This is a genomic window from Rahnella sp. BIGb0236 (assembly GCF_004364755.1).
Lineage (GTDB): Bacteria > Pseudomonadota > Gammaproteobacteria > Enterobacterales > Enterobacteriaceae > Rahnella > Rahnella victoriana.
In genome coordinates, this window is the sequence record NZ_SOAO01000002.1 from 21,555 (window position 1) to 43,289 (window position 21,735).

At 51.4% G+C, this 21,735-nt stretch carries 18 protein-coding genes; 10 read left to right on the plus strand and 8 right to left on the minus strand.

The annotated features are described in order from the left end of the window. Positions 1 to 3: 3 nt before the first annotated feature. Positions 4 to 1,932 carry a threonine--tRNA ligase gene (thrS, locus tag EDF78_RS03465; protein WP_095921433.1) on the minus strand — a complete coding sequence of 643 codons (1,929 nt, stop codon included), beginning with the start codon at positions 1,930 to 1,932 and terminating at the stop codon, positions 4 to 6. Between the two features lie 290 nt (positions 1,933 to 2,222). Between thrS and EDF78_RS03470 the strand changes: the two genes are divergently transcribed. Continuing rightward, entirely contained in the window at positions 2,223 to 2,903 is a 681-nt protein-coding gene (locus tag EDF78_RS03470) for a MarC family NAAT transporter (protein WP_095921432.1), read from the plus strand. Between the two features lie 23 nt (positions 2,904 to 2,926). Here EDF78_RS03470 and EDF78_RS03475 read toward each other — a convergent pair whose 3' ends face one another. Continuing rightward, positions 2,927 to 3,538, minus strand: a complete 612-nt coding sequence (locus tag EDF78_RS03475; RefSeq protein ID WP_207391088.1) for a transglycosylase SLT domain-containing protein — start codon at positions 3,536 to 3,538, stop codon at positions 2,927 to 2,929. Between the two features lie 346 nt (positions 3,539 to 3,884). Here EDF78_RS03475 and EDF78_RS03480 point away from each other — a divergent pair, with 346 nt between their 5' ends. Continuing rightward, the gene (locus EDF78_RS03480; RefSeq protein WP_095921430.1) at positions 3,885 to 4,754 is read left to right on the plus strand and encodes a fructosamine kinase family protein; all 870 of its coding nucleotides are present in this window, start codon (positions 3,885 to 3,887) and stop codon (positions 4,752 to 4,754) included. A gap of 65 nt (positions 4,755 to 4,819) precedes the next feature. Here EDF78_RS03480 and EDF78_RS03485 read toward each other — a convergent pair whose 3' ends face one another. Continuing rightward, positions 4,820 to 5,368, minus strand: coding sequence for a YniB family protein (locus tag EDF78_RS03485; protein WP_095921429.1), 549 nt, complete (start codon positions 5,366 to 5,368; stop codon positions 4,820 to 4,822). Positions 5,369 to 5,561: 193 nt separating this feature from the next. Here EDF78_RS03485 and hxpB point away from each other — a divergent pair, with 193 nt between their 5' ends. The 5 genes from hxpB to EDF78_RS03510 all read left to right on the plus strand — a co-directional run bounded on the left by hxpB (position 5,562) and on the right by EDF78_RS03510 (position 10,491). After that, a complete protein-coding gene (hxpB, locus tag EDF78_RS03490) occupies positions 5,562 to 6,227 on the plus strand; it encodes a hexitol phosphatase HxpB (protein WP_133822572.1) in 666 nt (221 codons plus the stop codon). A gap of 299 nt (positions 6,228 to 6,526) precedes the next feature. Continuing rightward, a complete protein-coding gene (gene kduI / locus EDF78_RS03495; RefSeq protein WP_119826307.1) occupies positions 6,527 to 7,363 on the plus strand; it encodes a 5-dehydro-4-deoxy-D-glucuronate isomerase in 837 nt (278 codons plus the stop codon). Between the two features lie 76 nt (positions 7,364 to 7,439). Then, positions 7,440 to 8,201, plus strand: coding sequence for a 2-dehydro-3-deoxy-D-gluconate 5-dehydrogenase KduD (kduD, locus tag EDF78_RS03500; protein WP_133822774.1), 762 nt, complete (start codon positions 7,440 to 7,442; stop codon positions 8,199 to 8,201). Between the two features lie 152 nt (positions 8,202 to 8,353). Next, positions 8,354 to 8,911 (plus strand): metal-dependent hydrolase, encoded by a 558-nt coding sequence (locus EDF78_RS03505; protein ID WP_133822573.1) that lies wholly within the window; start codon positions 8,354 to 8,356, stop codon positions 8,909 to 8,911. Between the two features lie 188 nt (positions 8,912 to 9,099). After that, on the plus strand, positions 9,100 to 10,491 hold the full coding sequence (locus EDF78_RS03510) for an L-cystine transporter (RefSeq protein ID WP_133822574.1): 1,392 nt from the start codon (positions 9,100 to 9,102) through the stop codon (positions 10,489 to 10,491). Positions 10,492 to 10,563: 72 nt separating this feature from the next. Here EDF78_RS03510 and kdgR read toward each other — a convergent pair whose 3' ends face one another. Further along, positions 10,564 to 11,355, minus strand: coding sequence for a DNA-binding transcriptional regulator KdgR (gene kdgR, locus EDF78_RS03515; RefSeq protein WP_119826313.1), 792 nt, complete (start codon positions 11,353 to 11,355; stop codon positions 10,564 to 10,566). 239 nt (positions 11,356 to 11,594) lie between these two features. On the opposite strand from kdgR, the gene EDF78_RS03520 reads away from it, so the two are divergent. Continuing rightward, positions 11,595 to 12,992 (plus strand): MFS transporter, encoded by a 1,398-nt coding sequence (locus EDF78_RS03520; protein WP_119826315.1) that lies wholly within the window; start codon positions 11,595 to 11,597, stop codon positions 12,990 to 12,992. Positions 12,993 to 13,045: 53 nt separating this feature from the next. Here the strand turns inward: EDF78_RS03520 and htpX are convergent, their stop codons facing one another. The 4 genes from htpX to EDF78_RS03540 all read right to left on the minus strand — a co-directional run bounded on the left by htpX (position 13,046) and on the right by EDF78_RS03540 (position 17,557). Continuing rightward, a complete protein-coding gene (gene htpX, locus EDF78_RS03525; RefSeq protein ID WP_119826317.1) occupies positions 13,046 to 13,924 on the minus strand; it encodes a protease HtpX in 879 nt (292 codons plus the stop codon). Positions 13,925 to 14,182: 258 nt separating this feature from the next. Beyond that, the gene (prc, locus tag EDF78_RS03530) at positions 14,183 to 16,255 is read right to left on the minus strand and encodes a carboxy terminal-processing peptidase (RefSeq protein WP_119826319.1); all 2,073 of its coding nucleotides are present in this window, start codon (positions 16,253 to 16,255) and stop codon (positions 14,183 to 14,185) included. Positions 16,256 to 16,274: 19 nt separating this feature from the next. Further along, positions 16,275 to 16,964 (minus strand): RNA chaperone ProQ, encoded by a 690-nt coding sequence (gene proQ, locus EDF78_RS03535; RefSeq protein ID WP_015697850.1) that lies wholly within the window; start codon positions 16,962 to 16,964, stop codon positions 16,275 to 16,277. A gap of 95 nt (positions 16,965 to 17,059) precedes the next feature. Then, positions 17,060 to 17,557 carry a GAF domain-containing protein gene (locus tag EDF78_RS03540; RefSeq protein WP_095921419.1) on the minus strand — a complete coding sequence of 166 codons (498 nt, stop codon included), beginning with the start codon at positions 17,555 to 17,557 and terminating at the stop codon, positions 17,060 to 17,062. A gap of 255 nt (positions 17,558 to 17,812) precedes the next feature. Here EDF78_RS03540 and yebS point away from each other — a divergent pair, with 255 nt between their 5' ends. After that, positions 17,813 to 19,060 carry a membrane integrity lipid transport subunit YebS gene (gene yebS / locus EDF78_RS03545; protein WP_119826321.1) on the plus strand — a complete coding sequence of 416 codons (1,248 nt, stop codon included), beginning with the start codon at positions 17,813 to 17,815 and terminating at the stop codon, positions 19,058 to 19,060. Further along, the gene (locus EDF78_RS03550) at positions 19,029 to 21,659 is read left to right on the plus strand and encodes a PqiB family protein (RefSeq protein WP_133822575.1); all 2,631 of its coding nucleotides are present in this window, start codon (positions 19,029 to 19,031) and stop codon (positions 21,657 to 21,659) included. The genes yebS and EDF78_RS03550 overlap by 32 nt, the downstream gene beginning before the upstream one ends. Positions 21,660 to 21,735: the final 76 nt, after the last annotated feature.

A 21,735-nucleotide genomic window follows, 5' to 3' on the forward strand; every position in this document is an offset into this window, starting at 1 on the left:
ACTTTATTCCTCCAGTTGATGAAGACTTCTGCTGCGGATTTCCGCCAGCAGTTTGTCAACGACTTCGCTAACATCCATGCTTCCCAGGTCTTTGCCGCGGCGGGTACGAACAGCAACTTTGCCTGCTTCGACCTCTTTATCGCCACAAACTAACATGTAAGGAACACGGCGTAGCGTGTGTTCGCGAATTTTAAAGCCAATCTTCTCATTTCTCAAGTCGGCTTTAACGCGAATGCCTGCATCTTGCAGTTTTTTAGTTAATTCTTCGACATAGGTAGCTTGTGCATCAGTGATGTTCATGATCACTACCTGAACCGGAGCCATCCAGGTTGGGAAGAAGCCCGCGTATTCTTCAGTCAGAATACCGATGAAGCGCTCCATTGAACCCAGGATAGCACGGTGAATCATTACCGGTACCTGACGGTCGTTGCTTTCGCCAATATAAGAGGCGTTCAAACGACCCGGTAATGAAAAGTCGAGCTGCACGGTACCACACTGCCACGCACGATCCAAACAATCATGCAAGGTAAATTCAATTTTTGGACCGTAGAACGCCCCTTCACCTGGCTGATATTCGAACGGAATGTCGTTTTCAGTCAGCGCAGCGGCCAGGTCATCCTCAGCACGCGTCCACATTTCGTCAGTACCGATGCGCTTCTCAGGGCGGGTGGACAATTTCACCACGATCTTTTCAAAGCCAAAAGTACTGTACATGTCGTACACCATGCGGATACAGCTGTTTACTTCATCACGCACCTGCTCTTCAGTACAGAAGATGTGCGCATCGTCCTGTGTGAAGCCGCGAACACGCATCAGGCCGTGCAATGCGCCGGATGGCTCATTACGGTGGCAGCTGCCGAACTCCGCCATACGCAATGGCAGGTCACGGTAGGATTTCAGACCCTGATTGAAGATCTGAACATGGCCCGGACAGTTCATTGGCTTGATGCAATATTCACGGTTCTCAGAAGACGTGGTGAACATCGCTTCTTTGTAGTTTTCCCAGTGACCTGTTTTTTCCCACAGTACGCGGTCCATCATGAACGGACCTTTAACTTCCTGATAGTCATAAGACTTCAGTTTCATGCGTACAAAGGCTTCCAGTTCACGGAAGATAGTCCAGCCGTCGTTATGCCAGAACACCATACCCGGCGCTTCTTCCTGCATGTGGTACAGGTCAAGCTGCTTACCGATTTTACGGTGGTCACGTTTACCGGCTTCTTCCAGACGCTGGATGTAAGCATTCAGCTGCTTTTTATCCGCCCACGCAGTGCCGTAAATACGTTGCAGCATTTTGTTGTCGCTGTTGCCACGCCAGTAAGCACCGGAGGTTTTCTGCAGTTTGAAATGATGACAGAAACGCATGTTCGGTACGTGCGGACCGCGGCACATATCGACGTATTCTTCGTGGTGATACAGACCCGGACGATCATCATGACTGATGTTTTCATCCAGAATCGCCACTTTGTATTCTTCGCCACGGCTTGCAAAGGTATCGCGTGCTTCCTGCCAGCTGACTTTCTTTTTAATGACGTCGTAATTCTTTTCAGCCAGTTCGTGCATGCGCTTTTCAAGCAGTTCGATATCTTCCTGAGTCAGCGTGCGATCTAAATCGACGTCGTAATAGAAGCCATTATCGATAACCGGGCCGATTGCCATTTTGGTGTCTGGCCACAGTTGTTTAATGGCATGACCCAAAAGGTGCGCACAGGAGTGACGCAAAATTTCAAGACCGGCTTCGTCTTTCGCGGTGATGATCGCCAGTTGTGCATCCACCTCAATGAGGTCGGTAGCATCAACAAGTTCGCCGTTAACACGTCCGGCGATACAGGCTTTCGCCAGACCAGGACCGATATCAAGGGCAACATCAAGAGGAGAAACGGGGCGATCAAAAACGCGCTGGCTTCCATCAGGAAGAGTAATGACAGGCATGCTAATTCCTTAATCTACAGTGGTGCCCCACACGACAGAGCACATCTAGAAAAATATTTGAGTTTAAATTCACGTAGTTATTCACGCTATTTAGCTTTACCTTGCCAAATATAGACACCCTGTATACATCAGAGAATTGTACCGGGATGCGACGTGAAAACAGGCGATGAGTTTACCATTCGTAAAGTGCGAATTTCCAGCAACCTGTGTTGCTAAACGCGGATATTTTTCGTGTAATCCCCCCGGACACGTTAAGGTAATCAGGGCAGCATTTAAAAAAAGGGAAGGATATGACAGAAGTCAGGCAATTATTTGAGGCACTTGGATTAGGTCTGGTGGTGCTGCTTCCGCTGGCAAATCCCCTGACCACCGTAGCCCTGATGCTCGGTCTTTCAGGGAATATGACGACACAGGAAAGAAACCATCAGTCGCTGATGGCCTCTGTGTATGTCTTCATCATCATGATGGTGGCCTACTACGCCGGCCAGGTGGTGATGAACACGTTCGGGATTTCCATTCCCGGCCTGCGCATCGCGGGCGGTCTGATCGTTACGTTTATCGGTTTCAGAATGCTTTTCCCGCAGCCTCATGTGGAAGAGAAAGTCATGATCGAAAACAAAACGGCGGAAATGAAGAAACAGGATTCACCGAACATTGCGTTTGTCCCTCTTGCCATGCCAAGCACAGCGGGACCGGGCACCATTGCCATGATCATCAGCAGCGCCTCAACGGTCAGAACGTCTGATTTCCCCGGCTGGATCATTACGGTCGCGCCAGTGATGATTTTCTTTTTGGTCGGTTTGATTTTATGGATTTCCCTGCGCAGTTCGGGTGCCATTATGCGACTGGTGGGGAAAAGCGGGATTGAAGCGATTTCGCGTCTGATGGGATTTTTGCTGGTGTGTATGGGCGTTCAGTTCGTGATCAACGGCATTATTGAGATTATTAAAAACTTTCCGCCAGCAGCCTGAGCCGCTGGCGAAAAACTCAATGCTTACCGCATCGCGAGGTAGGCATTGTTCACTTTCCACAGATAACGTGGAGCCTGAGGTGCCGGGTGTTTTTTCTGCACATGGGCAGAAAACTCAGCTGGCGTCATCAGATTGATTTTCGCAATCGCATAAGTTTTGTCTTTATCGAACGTTCTCAGCAGTGCCCCTGCCCCGTTCACATACGCCAGCGTGGTGGCATAACGACGGGTTTCCGGGTTGTTAATACCCGCCAGCTGCTGTTGTAAAATACTCAGGTAGGCCGTACCCAGGTCAATATTTACCGCCGGATCTTTTAAATCACGCGGTGTCGGCTGTCCATAACGTCCTTTCATCCGGTAGGCATCGCGTCCTGCCGTTGAGGCCTTTAGCTGCATTAACCCAATCGCATTCGATTTACTGACAACGGTTGGGTTATATCCAGATTCGACCTGAATGATTGCTTTAACAAGTGTTTCGTCGACGCCGTAAGTATTTGCCGCCTGATGAATAACATCACCATAAGGCCCCGGATGCATTAATGAAGTTTCCCGCTGAGGTGGCGGCGAAGGATTCAGAAAATGCGTACTTTGAACCGGTGTTTCTTTAGCGCAACCCGCCAGCAATAGCGCGGCCATCAAATAAAGAATGTTTGGTTTCACGTTATCTCTCTCGCGACTGGGACGAGATGTAGCATATACATCTTCTTCCCACACCTGAATATATTTTTAGTCTATTATTATTATTGTTTTGTTAAACAAGGGGGTTAGGAACATGTCGATAAGACAATTCCGGTTATAAAACCCGTTTGATGTCACATATTCCTAAATTAAGTGATTCACTGATTACACTTTCTATTTCGTCATTCCAAAAAATGCATAAATTAACATCATCATCTGATTCAGCCGTGCGCCGGATCGGGTTTTCGAAGCAGAAAAAACGCTAACTTAATGAATTATCGGGCCAGTCAGAAGGGGTAATACCATGTGGCAAGCCGTCAATCGTTTGTTGAGTGAACACCTTGGCAGTGCTGAAATCCGCGAACGTGTTGAGCTGCCCGGAGGGGAAATCCATCCGGCATGGCGGCTGAGCTACGGCGACAGGGACGTGTTTGTAAAATGCAATGCGCGCGAAATGCTGCCTATCTTTGCGGCGGAAGCCGATCAGCTCGCCCTGCTCGCCCGCAGTCAGAGCGTCAGGGTGCCGGAAGTGTATGGCGTGGGGAGCGATCGCGATTACAGTTTTCTGCTTCTCGAATACATCCCGCTGAAACCTCTCGATGCACATAATGCTTTCGTATTAGGCCAGCAACTGGCCGCGCTGCATCAGTGGAGTGAGCAACTGCAATTCGGTCTGGATTTTGATAATGAACTGGCAACGCTTGTGCAACCCAACAGCTGGCAACGCCGCTGGGCCACGTTCTTCGCCGAGCAGCGCATTGGCTGGCAGCTGCAGCTGGCGGCGGAAAAAGGCATGACGTTCGGCAGCATTGAAGATATCACCGCCATGGTTCATGCCCGACTGCAAAACCATCAGCCCCAGCCTTCACTTTTGCACGGCGATTTGTGGCCACATAACTGCGGATTATCCGGGGAGGGACCGGTCATTTTCGACCCGGCGTGTTACTGGGGTGATCGGGAATGTGATCTGGCGATGCTGCCGTTATATCCCAATGTCCCCCCGCAATTATATGACGGTTATCAGAGTAAAACGCCGCTCCCTGATGACTTCATTTCGCGGCAAGCGGTCTACCAGTTATATTATTTGCTTAACCGCAGTAATTTATTTGGAGGTCAGCATCTTGTCGTCGCGCAACGCGCAGTGGAGAGACTGTTGCACGAAGATATCAGTTAGCCGAAAGGAGGCTTTCGCGATAAGACAAATAAGGCCAGAACATATCAATATTCTGGCCTTATTGATCAGGCGATTAAACCTAATAATTTCAGAATGAAATAGCCAATGACCGCAATGATAATCGGCAAAATATAGAGCGGGAAATACTGTACCAAAATGGTGTGTCGCGGTATCACGATACGTTCTTCAATTTGCGGACGGGTGCGCCCTTCCGTGCCTTTCGCCTGCTCCAGGATCAGCTGATCCTGAATACCTTCACGGATGTGTTTCACCTGACGGGACATTCTCGCGCCAGACGCCTGCAACGCCAGCCCCACAAAAATCAGCCAGTAAATAATGAAAAACATGATGTTGGCGGTAGTAACGCCCTGGCCTAAAGCCGGCACCGGTGAGTTGTACCAAAAGACATTGAGAAACGAAGTATTAAATTTGATCATATCCACCATCACATGGACGAAATCCAGCATGACGGCGTTGATGCCCTGTTCGGTTTTAGTATGCTCATTGATAAAAGTCAGCAATGAAATCAGCGTAGAAAGCAGCGCAGGGATAAAAATGATCCATCCTGCAATTCGTTTAATCACTGCCACACGTCCGGCTTGTTGGTACGTCATGAATTCCCCTTGTTAGGATGCCTGAAGCAACTGCTAAGTTTACCCACAGAAAGGTTTTCCCGCCCAATGTTTTAATCAGTTAGCGTACCGGTATCCCCACAACAGGCAACGCGCCCCCGTTCACAACAGGTTTCACCTGCCTGACAGCCAATGGTAGAGTGGGTTTCAATTTATTGTAAGGGAGTCCGCTTTCATGGCTTATGTCCGCCCTGTTAATGCAGCAATTTTTGATATGGATGGTCTGTTAATTGATTCTGAACGGTTATGGGTTCAGGCCGAACTGGATGTTTTCAGTAGTCTGGGCGTGGATATTTCCCAGCGACATTTGTTACCGGATACGCTGGGTTTGCGCATCGATCAGGTGGTCAGGATGTGGTATCAGGCGCTGCCGTGGCAGGGGCCGGGTCTTGAGGAGGTGTCTTCACGGATCATTGCCCGGACCATTGAACTGGTGGAACAAACCCGCCCTCTGCTGCCGGGCGTGAACCATGCCCTTGAGCTTTGCCGTGATCAGGGGCTGAAGGTTGGTCTCGCTTCTGCTTCACCGCTTTATATGCTCGATACCGTGCTGGAAATGTTTAACCTGCAATCCTATTTTCAGGTCCGTGTCTCTGCCGAGAATCTGCCGTACAGCAAGCCTCATCCGGAAGTCTATCTGCTCGCAGCCGGGCAATTGCAGGTTGATCCTCTGAACTGCGTCACGCTGGAAGATTCCTTTAATGGCATGATCGCCACCAAAGCCGCACGCATGCGTTCGGTGGTGGTGCCTGACCATGAATACAGCGCCGATCCCCGCTGGGCACTGGCCGATGTCAAACTGTCTTCTCTCGAAGAATTGCGTCCGGCGCATATCAGTTGAATGGAATGCGCAGCAGCGGGCGTTGCTGCGCACCTTCCGCACTTTCCTTCCCGTTCCTCACGCATTTCCCCTGCCATCATTTTCCAGGCGACGTTTAATTTCGTAAAGCTTGAACTGACTCATAAAATAAATAAAACGTTATTTCATTTTTATTGAATTCATATGCCAATGAACCTATGATTCCTGCAACAAGGACGAGCCGGGAGCTCTCCTGCTTCTGTACGCTGTCACTGCCACGCAACGGTCAGACTAGCCCGGTAAGTCCTCCTTAATATTGTCAATCTATGAGAGGCACCGACATGCAAGTTCGTCAAAGCATCCACAGCGACCACGCTAAAACGCTTGATACCGCTGAATTACGCCGTGAATTTCTCATTGAGAAAATCTTTGAAAAAAATGCCTACACCATGACCTACAGCCACATTGACCGCATTATTGTCGGCGGTGTCATGCCTGCTGAAAAAACGGTCACTGTCGGTGATGAAGTCGGTAAGCAACTTGGTGTGAGCTATTTTCTGGAACGGCGTGAGCTGGGCGTCATTAATATTGGCGGACCGGGCCTGATTGTGGTTGATGGCACAACCTATGAAATCGGTCATGAAGAAGCGTTGTATGTCGGTAAAGGGGCGAAACAGGTCGAATTCAGCAGTGTGGATGCGGCCAAACCGGCGAAGTTCTATTACAACAGCGCCCCGGCGCATACCACTTTCCCGAACAAAAAAATCACCCTGGCGGAAGCCTCTCCGCAAACTATCGGCGACGCTGCGACCAGCAACCGCCGGACCATCAATAAATTCATCGTGCCTGACGTGCTGGAAACCTGCCAGCTGACCATGGGGCTGACCAAACTGGAAGAAGGCAGCCTGTGGAACACCATGCCTTGCCATACCCATGAACGCCGTATGGAAGTGTATTTCTACTTCAATATGGAAGCGGAAACAGCAGTGTTCCACATGATGGGGCAACCACAGGAAACCCGTCACTTGCTGGTGCATAACGAACAGGCTGTTATCTCCCCAAGCTGGTCGATTCATGCTGGCGTGGGCACTAAAAACTATACCTTTATCTGGGGTATGGTCGGTGAAAATCAGGTATTCGACGACATGGATCACGTCAAAGTCAGCGAACTGCGCTAACCCCCCGCGCTCTGCCTTAACCGGCAGAGCGACTCATCTTTATGGCGAATGTGCCGTGGCAAAAGAGACTCTGAATATGATCCTCAATTCCTTTGAATTAAGCGGCAAAGTCGCCATCGTAACCGGATGCAATACCGGACTGGGTCAGGGCATGGCGCTCGGCCTTGCGCAGGCGGGATGTGATATCGTCGGCGTTAACGTCTCCGCACCGGAAGAAACCGAAAAGAAAGTCACCGCGCTGGGCCGTCGTTTTCTCGACCTGCGGGCGGATTTGAGTAGTATCAACGGCATTCCTGATCTGATTGAGAAAGCGGTCGGGGAATTTGGTCATATCGATATTCTGATTAATAACGCCGGGATTATCCGTCGTGAAGATGCCATCGAATTCAGTGAGAAAAACTGGGACGATGTGATGAATGTGAACAGCAAAACGTTGTTCTTTATGTCACAGGCCGTGGCGAAGCAATTCATCAAACAGGGCAACGGCGGCAAAATCATCAATATCGCTTCCATGTTGTCCTATCAGGGCGGGATCCGCGTGCCTTCCTATACCGCATCTAAAAGCGCCGTCATGGGGCTGACACGACTGATGGCCAATGAATGGGCGAAGCACAACGTGAATGTGAATGCGATTGCTCCGGGATACATGGCCACGAACAACACCGAGCAGTTACGTGCTGATGGAGATCGCAGCAAAGAAATCCTCGACAGGATCCCGGCCGGACGCTGGGGATTGCCGGAAGATGTCATGGGGCCGGTGGTCTTCCTGGCGTCAAAAGCGTCGGATTACGTGAATGGCTACACTATTGCTGTCGATGGCGGGTGGCTGGCACGGTAACAGCAAGATAAGTGACATGATTAAGGCGTATTTTTATACGCCTTTTTCTTTTTTATCATGCCGTTGACAATTAGTTACAGGGTCGCTCTTCCAAGATTGTGACAGTTTCACTTATACTGGATAAAATAACAGTTATCCAGTTCGGACGCGTCATGACGGCGGAAGGCCATCTCATTTTCTCAATAGCCTGTGCAGTATTTGCTAAAAAGGCACAGCTTTCTCCCGAACTGGCGCATGGTGACTGGTGGCACATCATTCCAGGGTCTTTGCTCACCTGTCTGTTACCTGATATCGACCATCCGAAATCCGTACTGGGTCAGCGGCTCAAATGGCTTTCCACACCTATTGCCCGCGCTTTCGGTCACCGCGGATTTACCCACAGTTTGCTGGCAGTGGCAGGCGGTATTTTCCTGCTGCGTACCCATTTCCCCCACGACTGGGTGATCCCAGCCGATGCATTCCACGCCATGATCATAGGGTATCTGAGTCACATTCTGGCTGATATGCTGACGCCAGCGGGTGTACCGTTGCTCTGGCCCTGCTGCTGGCGTTTCCGTTTGCCGCTGATTAACAGCCAGAAAGGCAACCAGCTGGAAAGAACACTCTGCTTATTGCTGGTCGGTTTAACGCTTTTCTGGCCAGACTGGACGCCCATCATTGGTGCAATCAATCCGGACTTTTTTAATCACATTCTGAAACTGTTCATCTGAAGTGAACAAAATACGCCCACATCGGATGTAATTAATACAAATACCACCAAAAAATTATAATGAATTCCTTTTGGATATAAATACTCAGGCTCCCAAACTGATATTCTTCACCGCATTGCTTTGGGATGGTGCAATCCTTTCCGGAAACACCCGTTTCGTTTATCAAAATTATAAGACTGGAGTCTGGTATGAATCTTCCGCTCGTTCTAAACGTAGTGGCTTTCGTGGTGCTGCTGTTGCTGCTGGCGCAAAACCGCCATAAGCAATGGAGCCTGGCAAAAAAAGTCCTTCTGGGTCTGGCGATGGGCGTCGTCTTTGGCCTGGCATTACAGCTGATTTACGGTTCAGATGACCCGGTTCTGAAAACCTCAATCACATGGTTCAATATTGTCGGTAATGGCTACGTTCAGTTGCTGCAAATGATCGTCATGCTGCTGGTTTTCGTGTCGATTCTGAGTGCAGTAGCGAAACTGCATAACGCGTCGTCTCTGGGCAAAATCAGCTTCCTGACCATCGGCACCCTGCTGTTTACTACGCTGATTGCCTCTCTGGTGGGTATCTTCGTCACCGGTCTGTTCGGCCTGACCGCTGACGGGCTGGTACAAGGTACGCAGGAAACGGCACGACTGACCGCGATTCAGTCCAACTATGTCGGCAAAGTGGCTGACCTGAGCGTTCCTCAGCTGATCCTTTCCTTTATTCCTAAGAACCCGTTTGCTGATCTGACCGGCGCAAGCCCGACGTCAATCATCAGCGTGGTAATTTTTGCTGCTTTTGTGGGTGTCGCTGCCCTGCAACTGGTAAAAGACGATGCTGAAAAAGGCCCGCGTGTTCTGGCCTTCATTGATACCCTTCAGGCCTGGGTGATGAAGCTGGTACGTCTGGTCATGAAACTGACCCCGTACGGCGTGCTGGCGCTGATGACAAAAGTGGTCGCAGGTTCGAACATTCAGGACATCATTAAGCTCGGCAGCTTCGTTGTCGCGTCTTACCTGGGTCTGGCGATTATGTTTGTCATTCACGCAGTGCTGTTGTCTTTCACTGGTGTGAACCCGGCGAAATTCTTCCGTAAAGTCTGGCCGGTGCTGACCTTTGCGTTCACCAGTCGTTCCAGTGCCGCAACGATCCCGCTGAGCGTGGAAGCGCAGACTCGTCGTCTGGGTATTCCGGAATCTATCGCCAGCTTTGCGGCCTCTTTCGGCGCAACAATTGGTCAGAATGGTTGTGCGGGTCTGTATCCGACGATGCTGGCGGTGATGGTTGCGCCGACGGTGGGCATTAACCCGTTTGATCCGGTGTGGATTGCTACCTTAGTGGGTATCGTTACCCTGAGCTCTGCCGGCGTTGCGGGTGTGGGCGGTGGCGCAACCTTCGCCGCGCTGATCGTTCTGCCTGCTATGGGGCTGCCGGTGACATTGGTTGCCCTGCTGATTTCGGTAGAGCCGCTGATTGATATGGGCCGTACTGCGCTGAATGTCAGCGGTTCAATGACTGCCGGGACGATCACCAGCCAGTTACTGAAACAAACCGACAAAACCGTGATGGATTCTGATGAAACGGCTGAGCTGGCTCACCGTTAAGTCCGGACCGCGATAAATAAAAAACCGAAGCCACTGGCTTCGGTTTTTTTATATCTGAAACGGCCGTTTTATTCAGAACGGATAATCGTGAAAACCGATTTGCTCTGAAATATTCCGTGCGGCGGTATGCAGCATTTCCACGTAGTGACTTTTGCTTTCTTCGGAGAAACGAATGGTCGGGAACGAAATGCTCAGACCGGCAATCACCACGCCAAAGCGGTCGAATACCGGCACCGCAATGCAACGCAGTCCTTGCTCCTGCTCTTCATTATCTTCACCGTAACCCTGCGCACGCACCTGATCCAACGCTGTCTGTAAATCGGCGGCATTCATGATGGTGTTTTCAGTGCTGCGGGTGAACTCAATTTCCTGCAACAACGCACTGACTTCCGCTTTATCGCCCCAGGCCAGCAGCACTTTACCAATCGCGGTGGTATGCAACGGGTTGCGGCGACCGATACGCGAGTGCATGCGTAAGTTGTACATGGAATCGATTTTATGAATGTAGACAATCCCGTCTTCATCCAGCGCACCCAGGTGGATCGTTTCGCGGGTCAGGCGGGACAGTTCGCGCATCTGAATATCGGCACTGCGGATCAGATCGACGTTTTGCAGCGCCCTGGCTCCCAGTTCGAACAACTTCAGCGTCAGGGAATATTTCTCTGACTCCCCTTCCTGTGCCACATAACCCAGCGACTTCATCGTCTGCAGAAAACGGTACACCGTGCTTTTAGACATCATTACGCGCTGAGAAAGTTCTGTAATACCAATCTCACGCTCTTCGCCCAGTGCCTGTAAAATACCGAACACTTTCAGGACAGAGGAAACGGAATCGGGTTGCTTATCAAGATCTGCGATAGCCATAGGGTGAGTTACCTGCTCGCGTTAGTTTTGTTTCAAAAAAAATAGAACGTGGTTTTTATTATAGTGGCAAGCATCGCTGAGAAGCAATCAACCCATTTATTGAGAATGTAAGAACTGTTAAGCCAGTTTCATTCCTGCGAGAGAGATAAAAAATTCATTTCATCATGTGACAATTGTCACTTTAGGTTGATTAGCGTAGTAATATTCCCCTCACTGATGACTACGTACTGACATAACTCATGACTTCAACACCGACTGACGGACTTCCTATACCGCAACGATACGGTGCCATTCTGGCGATTGCGCTGGGTATCACCGTTTCCGTACTGGATGGCGCGATCGCGAACGTGGCGCTGCCGACGATTGCCAATGATTTCCATGCCAGCCCGGCAACCTCCATCTGGGTAGTGAACGCCTATCAGCTGGCGATCACCATCTCGCTGCTTTCACTGGCTTCGCTCGGTGACATATTCGGCTACCGGCGGATTTACCAGACCGGTTTACTGGTGTTCAGTATTACCTCTCTGTTCTGCGCCCTGTCGGATTCCCTGATGACGCTGACCGTAGCCCGCGTGTTACAGGGTTTCGGGGCGGCGGCGATCATGAGCGTGAATACGGCGCTGATACGCATTATTTACCCGCAACGTTTCCTGGGTCGCGGTGTCGGCATCAACGCGCTGATTGTGGCAGTCTCTGCGGCGGCAGGTCCGACAATTGCGGCCGGTATTCTGTCCGTTGCCTCATGGCAATGGCTGTTCGCCATTAATGTCCCTATCGGTATTGTGGCGCTGATCCTTGGCCTGAAGTTTTTACCCGCTAACTCGACGCGCAGTCAGGGACAACGCTTTGATATTGTCAGCAGCGTGATGAATGCCCTGACGTTCGGCCTGCTGATCAGCGCCATCAGCGGCTTTGCACAAGGCCAGAACCACCTGCTGATACTGGGTGAAGTGATTGCCCTGCTGGTCATCGGCTGGTTCTTCGTGCGCCGGCAGCTTTCGCAGCCCTTCCCGTTGCTGCCGATCGATTTGTTGCGCATCCCGATTTTCAGCATGTCTCTGGGAACCTCGCTGTGTTCTTTCAGTGCTCAGATGCTGGCCTTCGTTTCGCTGCCCTTCTTCCTGCAAAATACGCTGGGACTGAATTCCGTAGATACCGGACTTCTGCTGACGCCGTGGCCGCTGGCAACCATGGTGATGGCTCCGATAGCGGGACGTCTGGTCGAGCGTTTCCATCCGGGAATGCTCGGTGGCATTGGTCTGGTGGTCTTTTCCTTCGGCCTCTTTTCCCTGTCGTTACTGCCGCCGGAACCTTCGCATCTGAATATCATCTGGCGCATGTTGCTGTGCGGCGCAGGCTTCGGCTTATTCCAGTCGCCAAACAACCATACGATCATCAGTTCAGCCCCGCGCAACCGCAGTGGCGGCGCGAGCGGACTGCTGGGCACCGCCCGTCTTTTAGGTCAGACAACCGGTGCGGCGATGGTGGCACTGATGTTTAACCTGTTCCCGCAGCACGGCACCCACGCCTCGCTGATCCTTGCCGGCACGCTGGCGGGGACCGGAGCATTAGTCAGTTTGCTGAGGATGACCCAGAAGACCAGCAGTCAGAAAGAGGCTGAAAACCTGAAATCCTGATATGAAAAAGCCCGGCAAAATAGCCGGGCTTTTGTGTGTATCGCACAAGCGAATTACTTAATGTAAGCACCACTGCGCAGCGCTTCGATACGTTTATCCAGCGGCGGGTGAGACATAAACAGCTCGCTGAATGATTTCGATTTGCCGTTGATGCAAAACGCCATCATGCTGCCCGCTTCCTGCGGTTCATGGCTGGTTTTCAGGCGCTGCAACGCAGCAATCATTTTCTCACGGCCCACCAGTTTTGCTGAACCCGCATCCGCATGGAACTCACGGTGACGCGAGAACCACATCGTAATGATGCTGGCGAGGATACCGAAAACCAGTTCCAGCACGGTCGCTACAGCAAAATAAATCATCGGGTTACCGTTACTTTCTTCGCCATCACGGTTACCGGAAAGGAACCCGGAAGCCACCTGCGCAATAATACGTGAAATGAAAATCACGAAGGTGTTCACGATGCCCTGAATCAGCGTCATCGTCACCATATCGCCGTTAGCAATATGGCTGATTTCGTGGGCGATAACCGCCTCGGCTTCATCCTGACTCATGCTTTGCAGCAAACCGGTACTGACGGCCACCAGTGAGGCGTCGCGGCGCGCGCCCGTGGCGAACGCATTAATATCGGGTGCGTGGTAAATCGCCACCTGCGGCATCGCAATACCTGCCTGCTGAGACTGGCGACGTACGGTGTTCATCAACCAGCGCTCAGTTTCATTACGCGGCTGCTCAATGACTTCACCACCCACTGAGCGTAACGCCATCCATTTCGACATCAGCAATGAAACAATTGCACCACCGAAGCCAAACAGCCCGGCCATGATCATCAGCCCCGGCACGCTGCTGTGCTGAATGCCAGTCAGGCTAAGCACCAGCCCGAATACCAGCATAACGGCCAGGTTAGTCAGCAGGAACAACGCTATACGCATCATAAAATTTTACTTCCTCATTGTTACTTCGTTGTTATTAGCAGAGTCATACCACCGGCACATAGCACGCACGGTTGTACTGATCCTATGGGCTTCTTATCAGGATTCAAGAGCCCATGCGTTCTGAAGGCCTTAATTCACAATACTTTACATTTTGAAGTGTTTGATTTCACAGACAGGCCTGAAATATCGACAATCCCCCTAAATTCAGGACAAAAAAAAGCGCACCGGAGTGCGCTTTCAGTGTGACTTTCACAAGGATTATTTCGCCGGGGCCTGATCAGCCTGAGACTTTTCCAGCTTGCCGAGATCGACAGCAATATGGTCAGCTTCATCAAGGTAAGGATCCGGAGCAACGTAATCTTTCGGCAGATCGTCGAGAGATTTCAGTGGCTTCTTGCCTTCACGCTTGAAGCGTTCATTCAGGCGATTAAGACGCAGTGCATCATCTTCTTTATCTTCTTTATCACGTTGCATGTAATTAAGAGAAGCGATGTTACGTTTGTCTTTCAGCGCCTTGTAACGGGCGATATCTTCCTGGATGTACTGGAATTCAGGATCTTGCGCAATACGGGCTTCGTGCGCTTTCAACAGTTCAGGCAGGAACGGTTTCATGTCGCCTAATCTGGTGTAAGTGGCCGCGTTAATGCTATCCCACGGAAGGGCGTTATCTTCGAACTTCTCGCCGGTTTCAATCGATTCGATACCGGTTGGCATCAGGATATCAGGCGTTACGCCTTTACGCTGAGTACTGCCACCGTTGATACGATAGAACTTCTGGATAGTGTATTGCACAGAACCGAGAGCAGGCCACTCAGGACGCAGCATCTGGTCGTAAATACGGTTCAGTGAGCGGTACTGCTGAACGGTACCTTTCCCGAAGGTCGGTTCACCGACAATCAGCGCACGGCCATAATCCTGCATGGCTGCGGCAAAGATTTCAGATGCAGAGGCACTGAAACGGTCAACCAACACCACCAGCGGGCCTTTGTAATAAACGACACCATCGGTATCGCTGTCCTGACGGATGCGGCCGTTGTTGTCACGAACCTGAACCACCGGACCACTTGGGATAAACAGACCAGACAGAGAAACCGCTTCTGTCAGTGCGCCACCGCCGTTGGTCCGCAGATCGATAACCAGACTGTTAACGTTCTGCTTGGCCATTTTCTGCAACTGAACTTTGACGTCATCGGTCAGACCGACATAGAAGCCAGGAATGTCCATCACTGCAACTTTCTGGGCACCTACATTTTTAATGGTCATCTTGACGGCGCGGTCTTCCAGACGAATCTTCTCGCGGGTCAGCGTAATCACATGGTTCTTGGCATTTTTACCCGCGGGCAAGATCTGCAAGCGGACTTTACTGCCTTTCGGCCCTTTGATTAACGCCACCACATCGTCGAGACGCCAGCCAATCACATCAACAATAGGGGTCTGCTTGCCAGCCTGAACCTGGCCGACGCCGACAATACGATCACCCACTGCAATGGCTTTGCTTTTGGCCGCCGGGCCGCCAGCTACCATCGAGTTGATAACGGTATAATCGTCGTCACCCTGCAGGACCGCACCAATACCTTCCAGAGACAGGCTCATTTCGGTATTAAACTGCTCAGTGCTGCGCGGGGAAAGATAGTTCGTGTGCGGGTCAATTTCATGCGCGAAGGCATTCATGACCAGCTGGAAAACATCTTCGCTGTTGCTTTGTGTCAGGCGCTTCATCGCAAAATGATAACGCTTGGACAGCACATCACGAATTTCCTGATCGTTTTTGCCGGTCAGTTTGAGGTTCAGCTCGTCATATTTGACTTTCGCATCCCACAATTTATCCAGCTCAGCGCGGTCTTTCGGCCACGGTGATTTACTGCGATCAAGTTCAATGGTGTCATTGCCGGTGAAATCCATCGGGCGCTCAAGCACTTTCAACGCATAATCATAGCGTTCAAAGCGGCGTTTCTGCGCCAGATTGAATAAGGCATAAGGTGTGGTTAACTGACCGGATTTCAGTTCCTCCCCCAACGTGGCACGTTTATCAGTAAATTGTGCAACATCGGAAGCCATTAATACGTTATGGCCATAATCGAGCATGTTGAGGTAACGGTCGAAGATTTTCGCTGAGAAATCTGCATTAAGGTCGAACTGACGATAATGCGAACGGGTAAAACGAGCAGTGACACGCTCGCTCACCGTTGCATCCTGCGGATCTTGCGTTAAGTCAGGAAGTTGAGCGAGAGTCACCGGTGTACTCTCGTTCGCTGCAAAGCTGGTATTCACCAGCCCTGCTCCCGCCATTAACAGACCCGCAATAACGCTTAATCTGACAAATTTGTTCATGCCTGAGTTGGCCTCCGTATCAGAACTGCAAATGTTCTGCGCGTACAATCATCGCCAGACCCGAAGAGAGTTGAACGCGAACACCGTCTTTGGCAATTTCCAATACGGTTGCATCCATCGCACTCTTACCTGCTCTGACTTTGATTTCCTGGCCAATTTGCAGTTTTGAAATGTCTGTTACTGGCACCTGACGCGGTTCACGTTTTTCCTCACGCGGTGGGCGAGGTGTACGTGGTTTGCGATTTTCCTGACCAGCCACAGCTGCGGGCGCATTTTCACGACGCGGCGCAGGTTTTTTAGCGGCCGGACGTGGACGACGTGGCTCAGTGGTTTCACCGGCTTCACGACGTTTAGCCTGTTGTTCTGCACGTTGTGCCTGAACACGGGCTTTCGCTTCTTCCAACTGTTTACGGGCATGTTCTACGTGCTGCTCTTCAAGAACGCCACATGAATTACCATCAAGGTCAACGCGTTCCGCGCCAACTTTAACGCCGTACAGATAGCGCCAGCTTGAGGTATACAGACGCAGAGCAGAGCGTAACTGAGTTTTGCTCAGATTCTCTTCACCTTGCACGCGTTCGACCAAATCCGCAAAGATACCGATCTTTAATGGGCGTGCTTCGCCTTCGGCGGTAAAACAGAGCGGGAACCGCTCAGCCAAAAAGGCGATGACTTCTTTACTACTGTTCAACTTAGGTTGATTTTCCATGAAATTTCCTGATTACAACGGGTTTGCCAACCGGCGCAGGCATGAACAGGCGTCATTATAATGACGCCGTTATTAAATGCCACGTTATCCGACGATCAACTTACGATCAGATTGACATATTTTTCAGCATCGCAGTGTTCGAGATGCTGGCAAAGCCCGCTGACCAACTCTGTCAGCCCCTGTTCATCGGCTTCATCGAAGCGTTGATAAACGGTGCTATCAATGTCTAATACGCCGATCACTGTGCCATTTACCGTCACCGGCAACACAATTTCAGCATTACTTGCTGCGTCACAGGCGATATGCCCCGGGAAGGCATGAACATCCCCTACACGCTGTACGGTGTTTTCCGCTACTGCAGTACCGCAGACGCCTTTTCCTACCGGAATACGCACGCAGGCAATTTTACCCTGGAATGGCCCCAGCACCAGCGTTGTGCCGTCCATCAGATAAAAACCTACCCAGTTCACGCCTTCAAGACGCTCATAAAGTAAGGCACTTGCGTTCGACAGAGTCGCAATGAAATTGTTTTCTCCGGCGATCAACGCGTTCAAATCACGTTTTAATTCCGTGTAGAATGCTTCTTTATTCATAGTAACCAATAATAACCTAAGGGCACTGAGCCGTTCTGTTGTGCTTAACCTCTATAAAATAAGCATTAAATGCCCATATGAACAAGGTTAATCCTGTGTGACATCAAAAAGACTCACCTACAATAACTGTTTGCCGACCGCATAATACGTTATTTTGTCAAAAAAACCTGGCTGATCTTGGCCTGATGGCCTCGCCTGACCCCTGACGGGGATGCGTAATTGTAACAACAGGTATTCTTTACTATTCCAGGTACTATGAAAATACACACAATATCAGCCCAGTTACCGCACGTTCGTTACCAGCGATGCAATGAATGCGATTACCTTTTCACGCTCCCGGCGCTGAAACGGACGCAGACAGCGCATTGCCCGCGTTGTAACGCCAAGGTGGAAAAAGGCAAGGTCTGCTCCCTGCCCCGGCTGATCACGATGGCCATCAGTATTTTGTTACTGATGCCATTCGCCTATACCGAACCGCTGATCAGCATCCGTCTTCTCGGCACGCGCATCGATGCCAGCCTGCTCGAAGGCATCTGGCAGATGTCGCGTCAGGGCGATCCGGTCACCGCAAGCATGGTGGCGTTTTGTACCATCGGTGCGCCACTGACACTGGCGGTTTCCATTCTTTATCTGCATTTTGGCCACAAACTGGGGATGAATCTCAAACCCGTGTTGCTGATGCTTGATCGCCTGAAAGACTGGGTAATGCTCGATATCTATCTGATCGGCATGGCCGTCGCCAGCATCAAGGTCAAAGAATATGCCGATATCAATGCCGGTATGGCGCTGGCGGCTTATCTGATGATGACCGTGATGGTCACGCTGACGATGATTAATCTGAATATTGAGCAACTGTGGGAAGAGTTTTATCCGCAGCGCCGGCCGAAGGGCGTACCGTCGTCACTGCGTCTGTGCCTCGCCTGTAAATTCACCGGTTTGCCGGATGAGCGCGATCGTTGTCCTCGCTGTCATGTCCCCATGCGACTACGCTACAAACACAGTCTGCAAAAAACCTGGGCGGCATTGATCGCGGCAATCATGTTTCTCATCCCCGCCAATTTGCTGCCGATTTCCATCATTTACGCCAACGGGCAGCAACTGAAGGACACCATATTTTCCGGCGTTGTTTCCCTCGCCACATCCGGGAACGTACCGATTGCTGCGATTGTGTTTATCGCCAGCGTGCTGGTGCCTTTTACCAAAGTCATTGTGATGCTGACGCTGTTGCTCAGTATTCATTTCAAAGCGATTCAGGGACTGAAAACGCGTATCCGTTTACTCCGGCTGGTCACCTGGATCGGACGCTGGTCGATGCTCGATTTGTTTGTTATTTCATTAATGATGTCGCTGGTAAACCGTGACCAGCTTTTGTCTTTTACAATGGGACCGGCCGCCTTTTACTTTGGCTCTGCCGTGATCCTGACCATTCTTGCCGTTGAATGGCTTGATAGCCGCTTGATTTGGGATGCACATGCAACAGGAAACGCCGAATACACCGACTGAAGCACGGATAAAACACAGGCGCCGGATTTCGCCTTTCTGGCTTCTGCCGTTTATTGCTTTACTCATCGCCGGATGGCTGATTTACAGCAACTACCAGGAACGCGGAACCACTGTCACGATTGATTTCCAGTCGGCAGCGGGCATTGTTGCGGGCCGGACACCTGTACGCTATCAGGGCGTAGAAGTCGGCATCGTGGAATCCATCAGCCTGACGAAAGACCTGCGCACTATTCAGGTGAAAGTCAGTATCAAAAGTGATTTATCAGATGCACTGCGCGACGGGACACAGTTCTGGCTGGTCACGCCGAAGGCCTCACTGGCCGGGGTTTCCGGTCTGGATGCGCTGGTAGGCGGTAACTACATCGGCATGATGCCCGGTCCGGGCAACGAGAAAAATCATTTCACCGCCCTTGATACTCAGCCTAAATTCCGCCTGAATACCGGCGAACTGATGATTCATCTGCACGCAAAAGATCTGGGCTCACTCAGCACCGGCTCGCTGGTGTATTACCGTAAAATCCCGATCGGTAAAGTTTACGATTACGACATTGAAAGCGGTAACGACGGCGTCACCATTGATTTGCTGATCGACAAACGTTTCGCCGGTCTGGTTAAGGACAATACGCGCTTCTGGAATGTGTCCGGTTTCAAGGGCGATTTCAGCCTGAGCGGAGCCAAAGTGCAGATGGAAAGCCTCGCCGCGCTGGTCAACGGCGCAGTGGCGATGGACTCCCCGAATGACGGAAAACCGGCCAAAGCCGATCAGTCTTACGTGCTGTATCCCGATCTGGCACAGAGCCAGCGCGGCGTTGAAATCACGCTGGATCTGCCAAACGGCAACGGATTGTCCGAAGGACAAACGCCGCTGCTCTATCAGGGGCTGCAGGTCGGTACGCTGACCAAAGTCACCTTACAGCCGGATAACAAAGTCACCGGCAAGCTGACGGTCGATCCCTCCGTGCTCGATATGATGCGCGACGGTACGCGCATCGAAATGAACAGCCCGAAAATCAGTCTCGATAATGCCAACCTCAGCCAGTTGCTGACCGGCAACACCCTTGAACTGATCCCGGGCGACGGCGAACCCCAAAAACACTTTGTGGTCCTCGACAGCAACCAGCGGCTTTTGCAGAATCCCGGCGCCGTAAAAGTCCAGCTGATTGCACCGCAAAGCTATGGCATTGATGCGGGGCAGCCAATCAAGCTCTACGGTATTAACGTCGGTACGGTGATTGACCGGACCCTGACCGATGAAGGCATTCTGTTCAATGCCGCCATCAAACCGGAATACAAAAACCTGCTGCACAAAGACAGTAAGTTTGTGGTTAACAGCCGCGTTGACGTGAAACTGGGTATTGATGGCATGGAAGTGCTGGGAGCCAGCGCGCAGGAATGGGTAGATGGCGGTATCCGCATTATTCCCGGCAGCAAAGGCGCACCTGCGCAGAAATACCCGCTTTACAGTAATGCGGAAAAAGCGGCAGAAGGCATTCAGGGCGACCAGCCCGGCGCCACTCTGACGCTGACAGCCAAAAGCCTGCCAGATGTGCAGGCGGGTTCTGTGGTGCTCTACCGCAAATTCCAGGTAGGACAGATTGTCAACGTGCGTCCTAAAGCGAACGAGTTTGAAGTGGATGTTTATATCCAGCCGCAATACCGTAACCTGCTCAGCGACAAGAGTATTTTCTGGGCAGAAGGTGGCGCAAAAGTACAGTTAAACGGCAGCGGCCTGACCGTTCAGGCCTCTCCGCTGGATCGTGCGCTGAAAGGCGCTATCAGTTTCGATAACCTGGAAGGCGTCACCACCAGCAAGGGCGCGAAGCGGGTTCTGTATGATTCAGAAACCTCGGCGCGGGCTGTCGGCAGTCAGATCACACTGAACACTTATGACGCCAGCAAGCTTTCTGCCGGTATGCCAATCCGTTATCTGGGTATCACGATTGGTCAGGTTGAATCGCTGAAACTGGATCCGCAACTGAATCAGGTATCCGCCAAAGCCGTGCTGTATCCGGAATACGTGGATAATTTCGCCCGTCGCGGTTCGCGGTTCTCCATTGTCTCGCCTGAGATTTCAGCAGGCGGCGTCAGCAATCTGGAAACGCTGCTTCAGCCCTACATCAACGTTGAGGCGGGAAAAGGTGTCCCGGCGCGTAATTTCGATTTGCAGGAATCCACCATCACCGATTCCCGCTACACCGACGGACTGGGCATTGTCGTGGATGCAGCTGAAGTCGGTTCACTGCAAATCGGCACTCCGGTGCTGTTCCGTGGCATTGAAGTCGGCACGGTATCAGGCTTTTACCTTGGTGCGATGGCCGACCGCGTTAACGTGACTCTGCGGATCAGCAAGAAATACCAGTATCTGGTCCGCGAAAACTCGGTGTTCTGGCTGGCATCCGGTTATGACCTGCAGTTCGGCCTGACCGGTGGGGTGTTCAAAAGCGGGACGTTCCAGCAGTTTATCCGCGGCGGTATCGCCTTCGCGACGCCACCGACCACGCCACTGGCACCGAAAGCCGCCAACGGCAACCATTTCCTGCTCAATCCGGAAGCGCCAAAAGACTGGCAGAAATGGGGAACGGCAATTCCGAGAAATTAACCGGTATTGTTTTTATCGGGGCCACCTTCGGGTGGCCTTTTCATTGCCAGCCCGCGAGGGAACATCCTATTGCGGC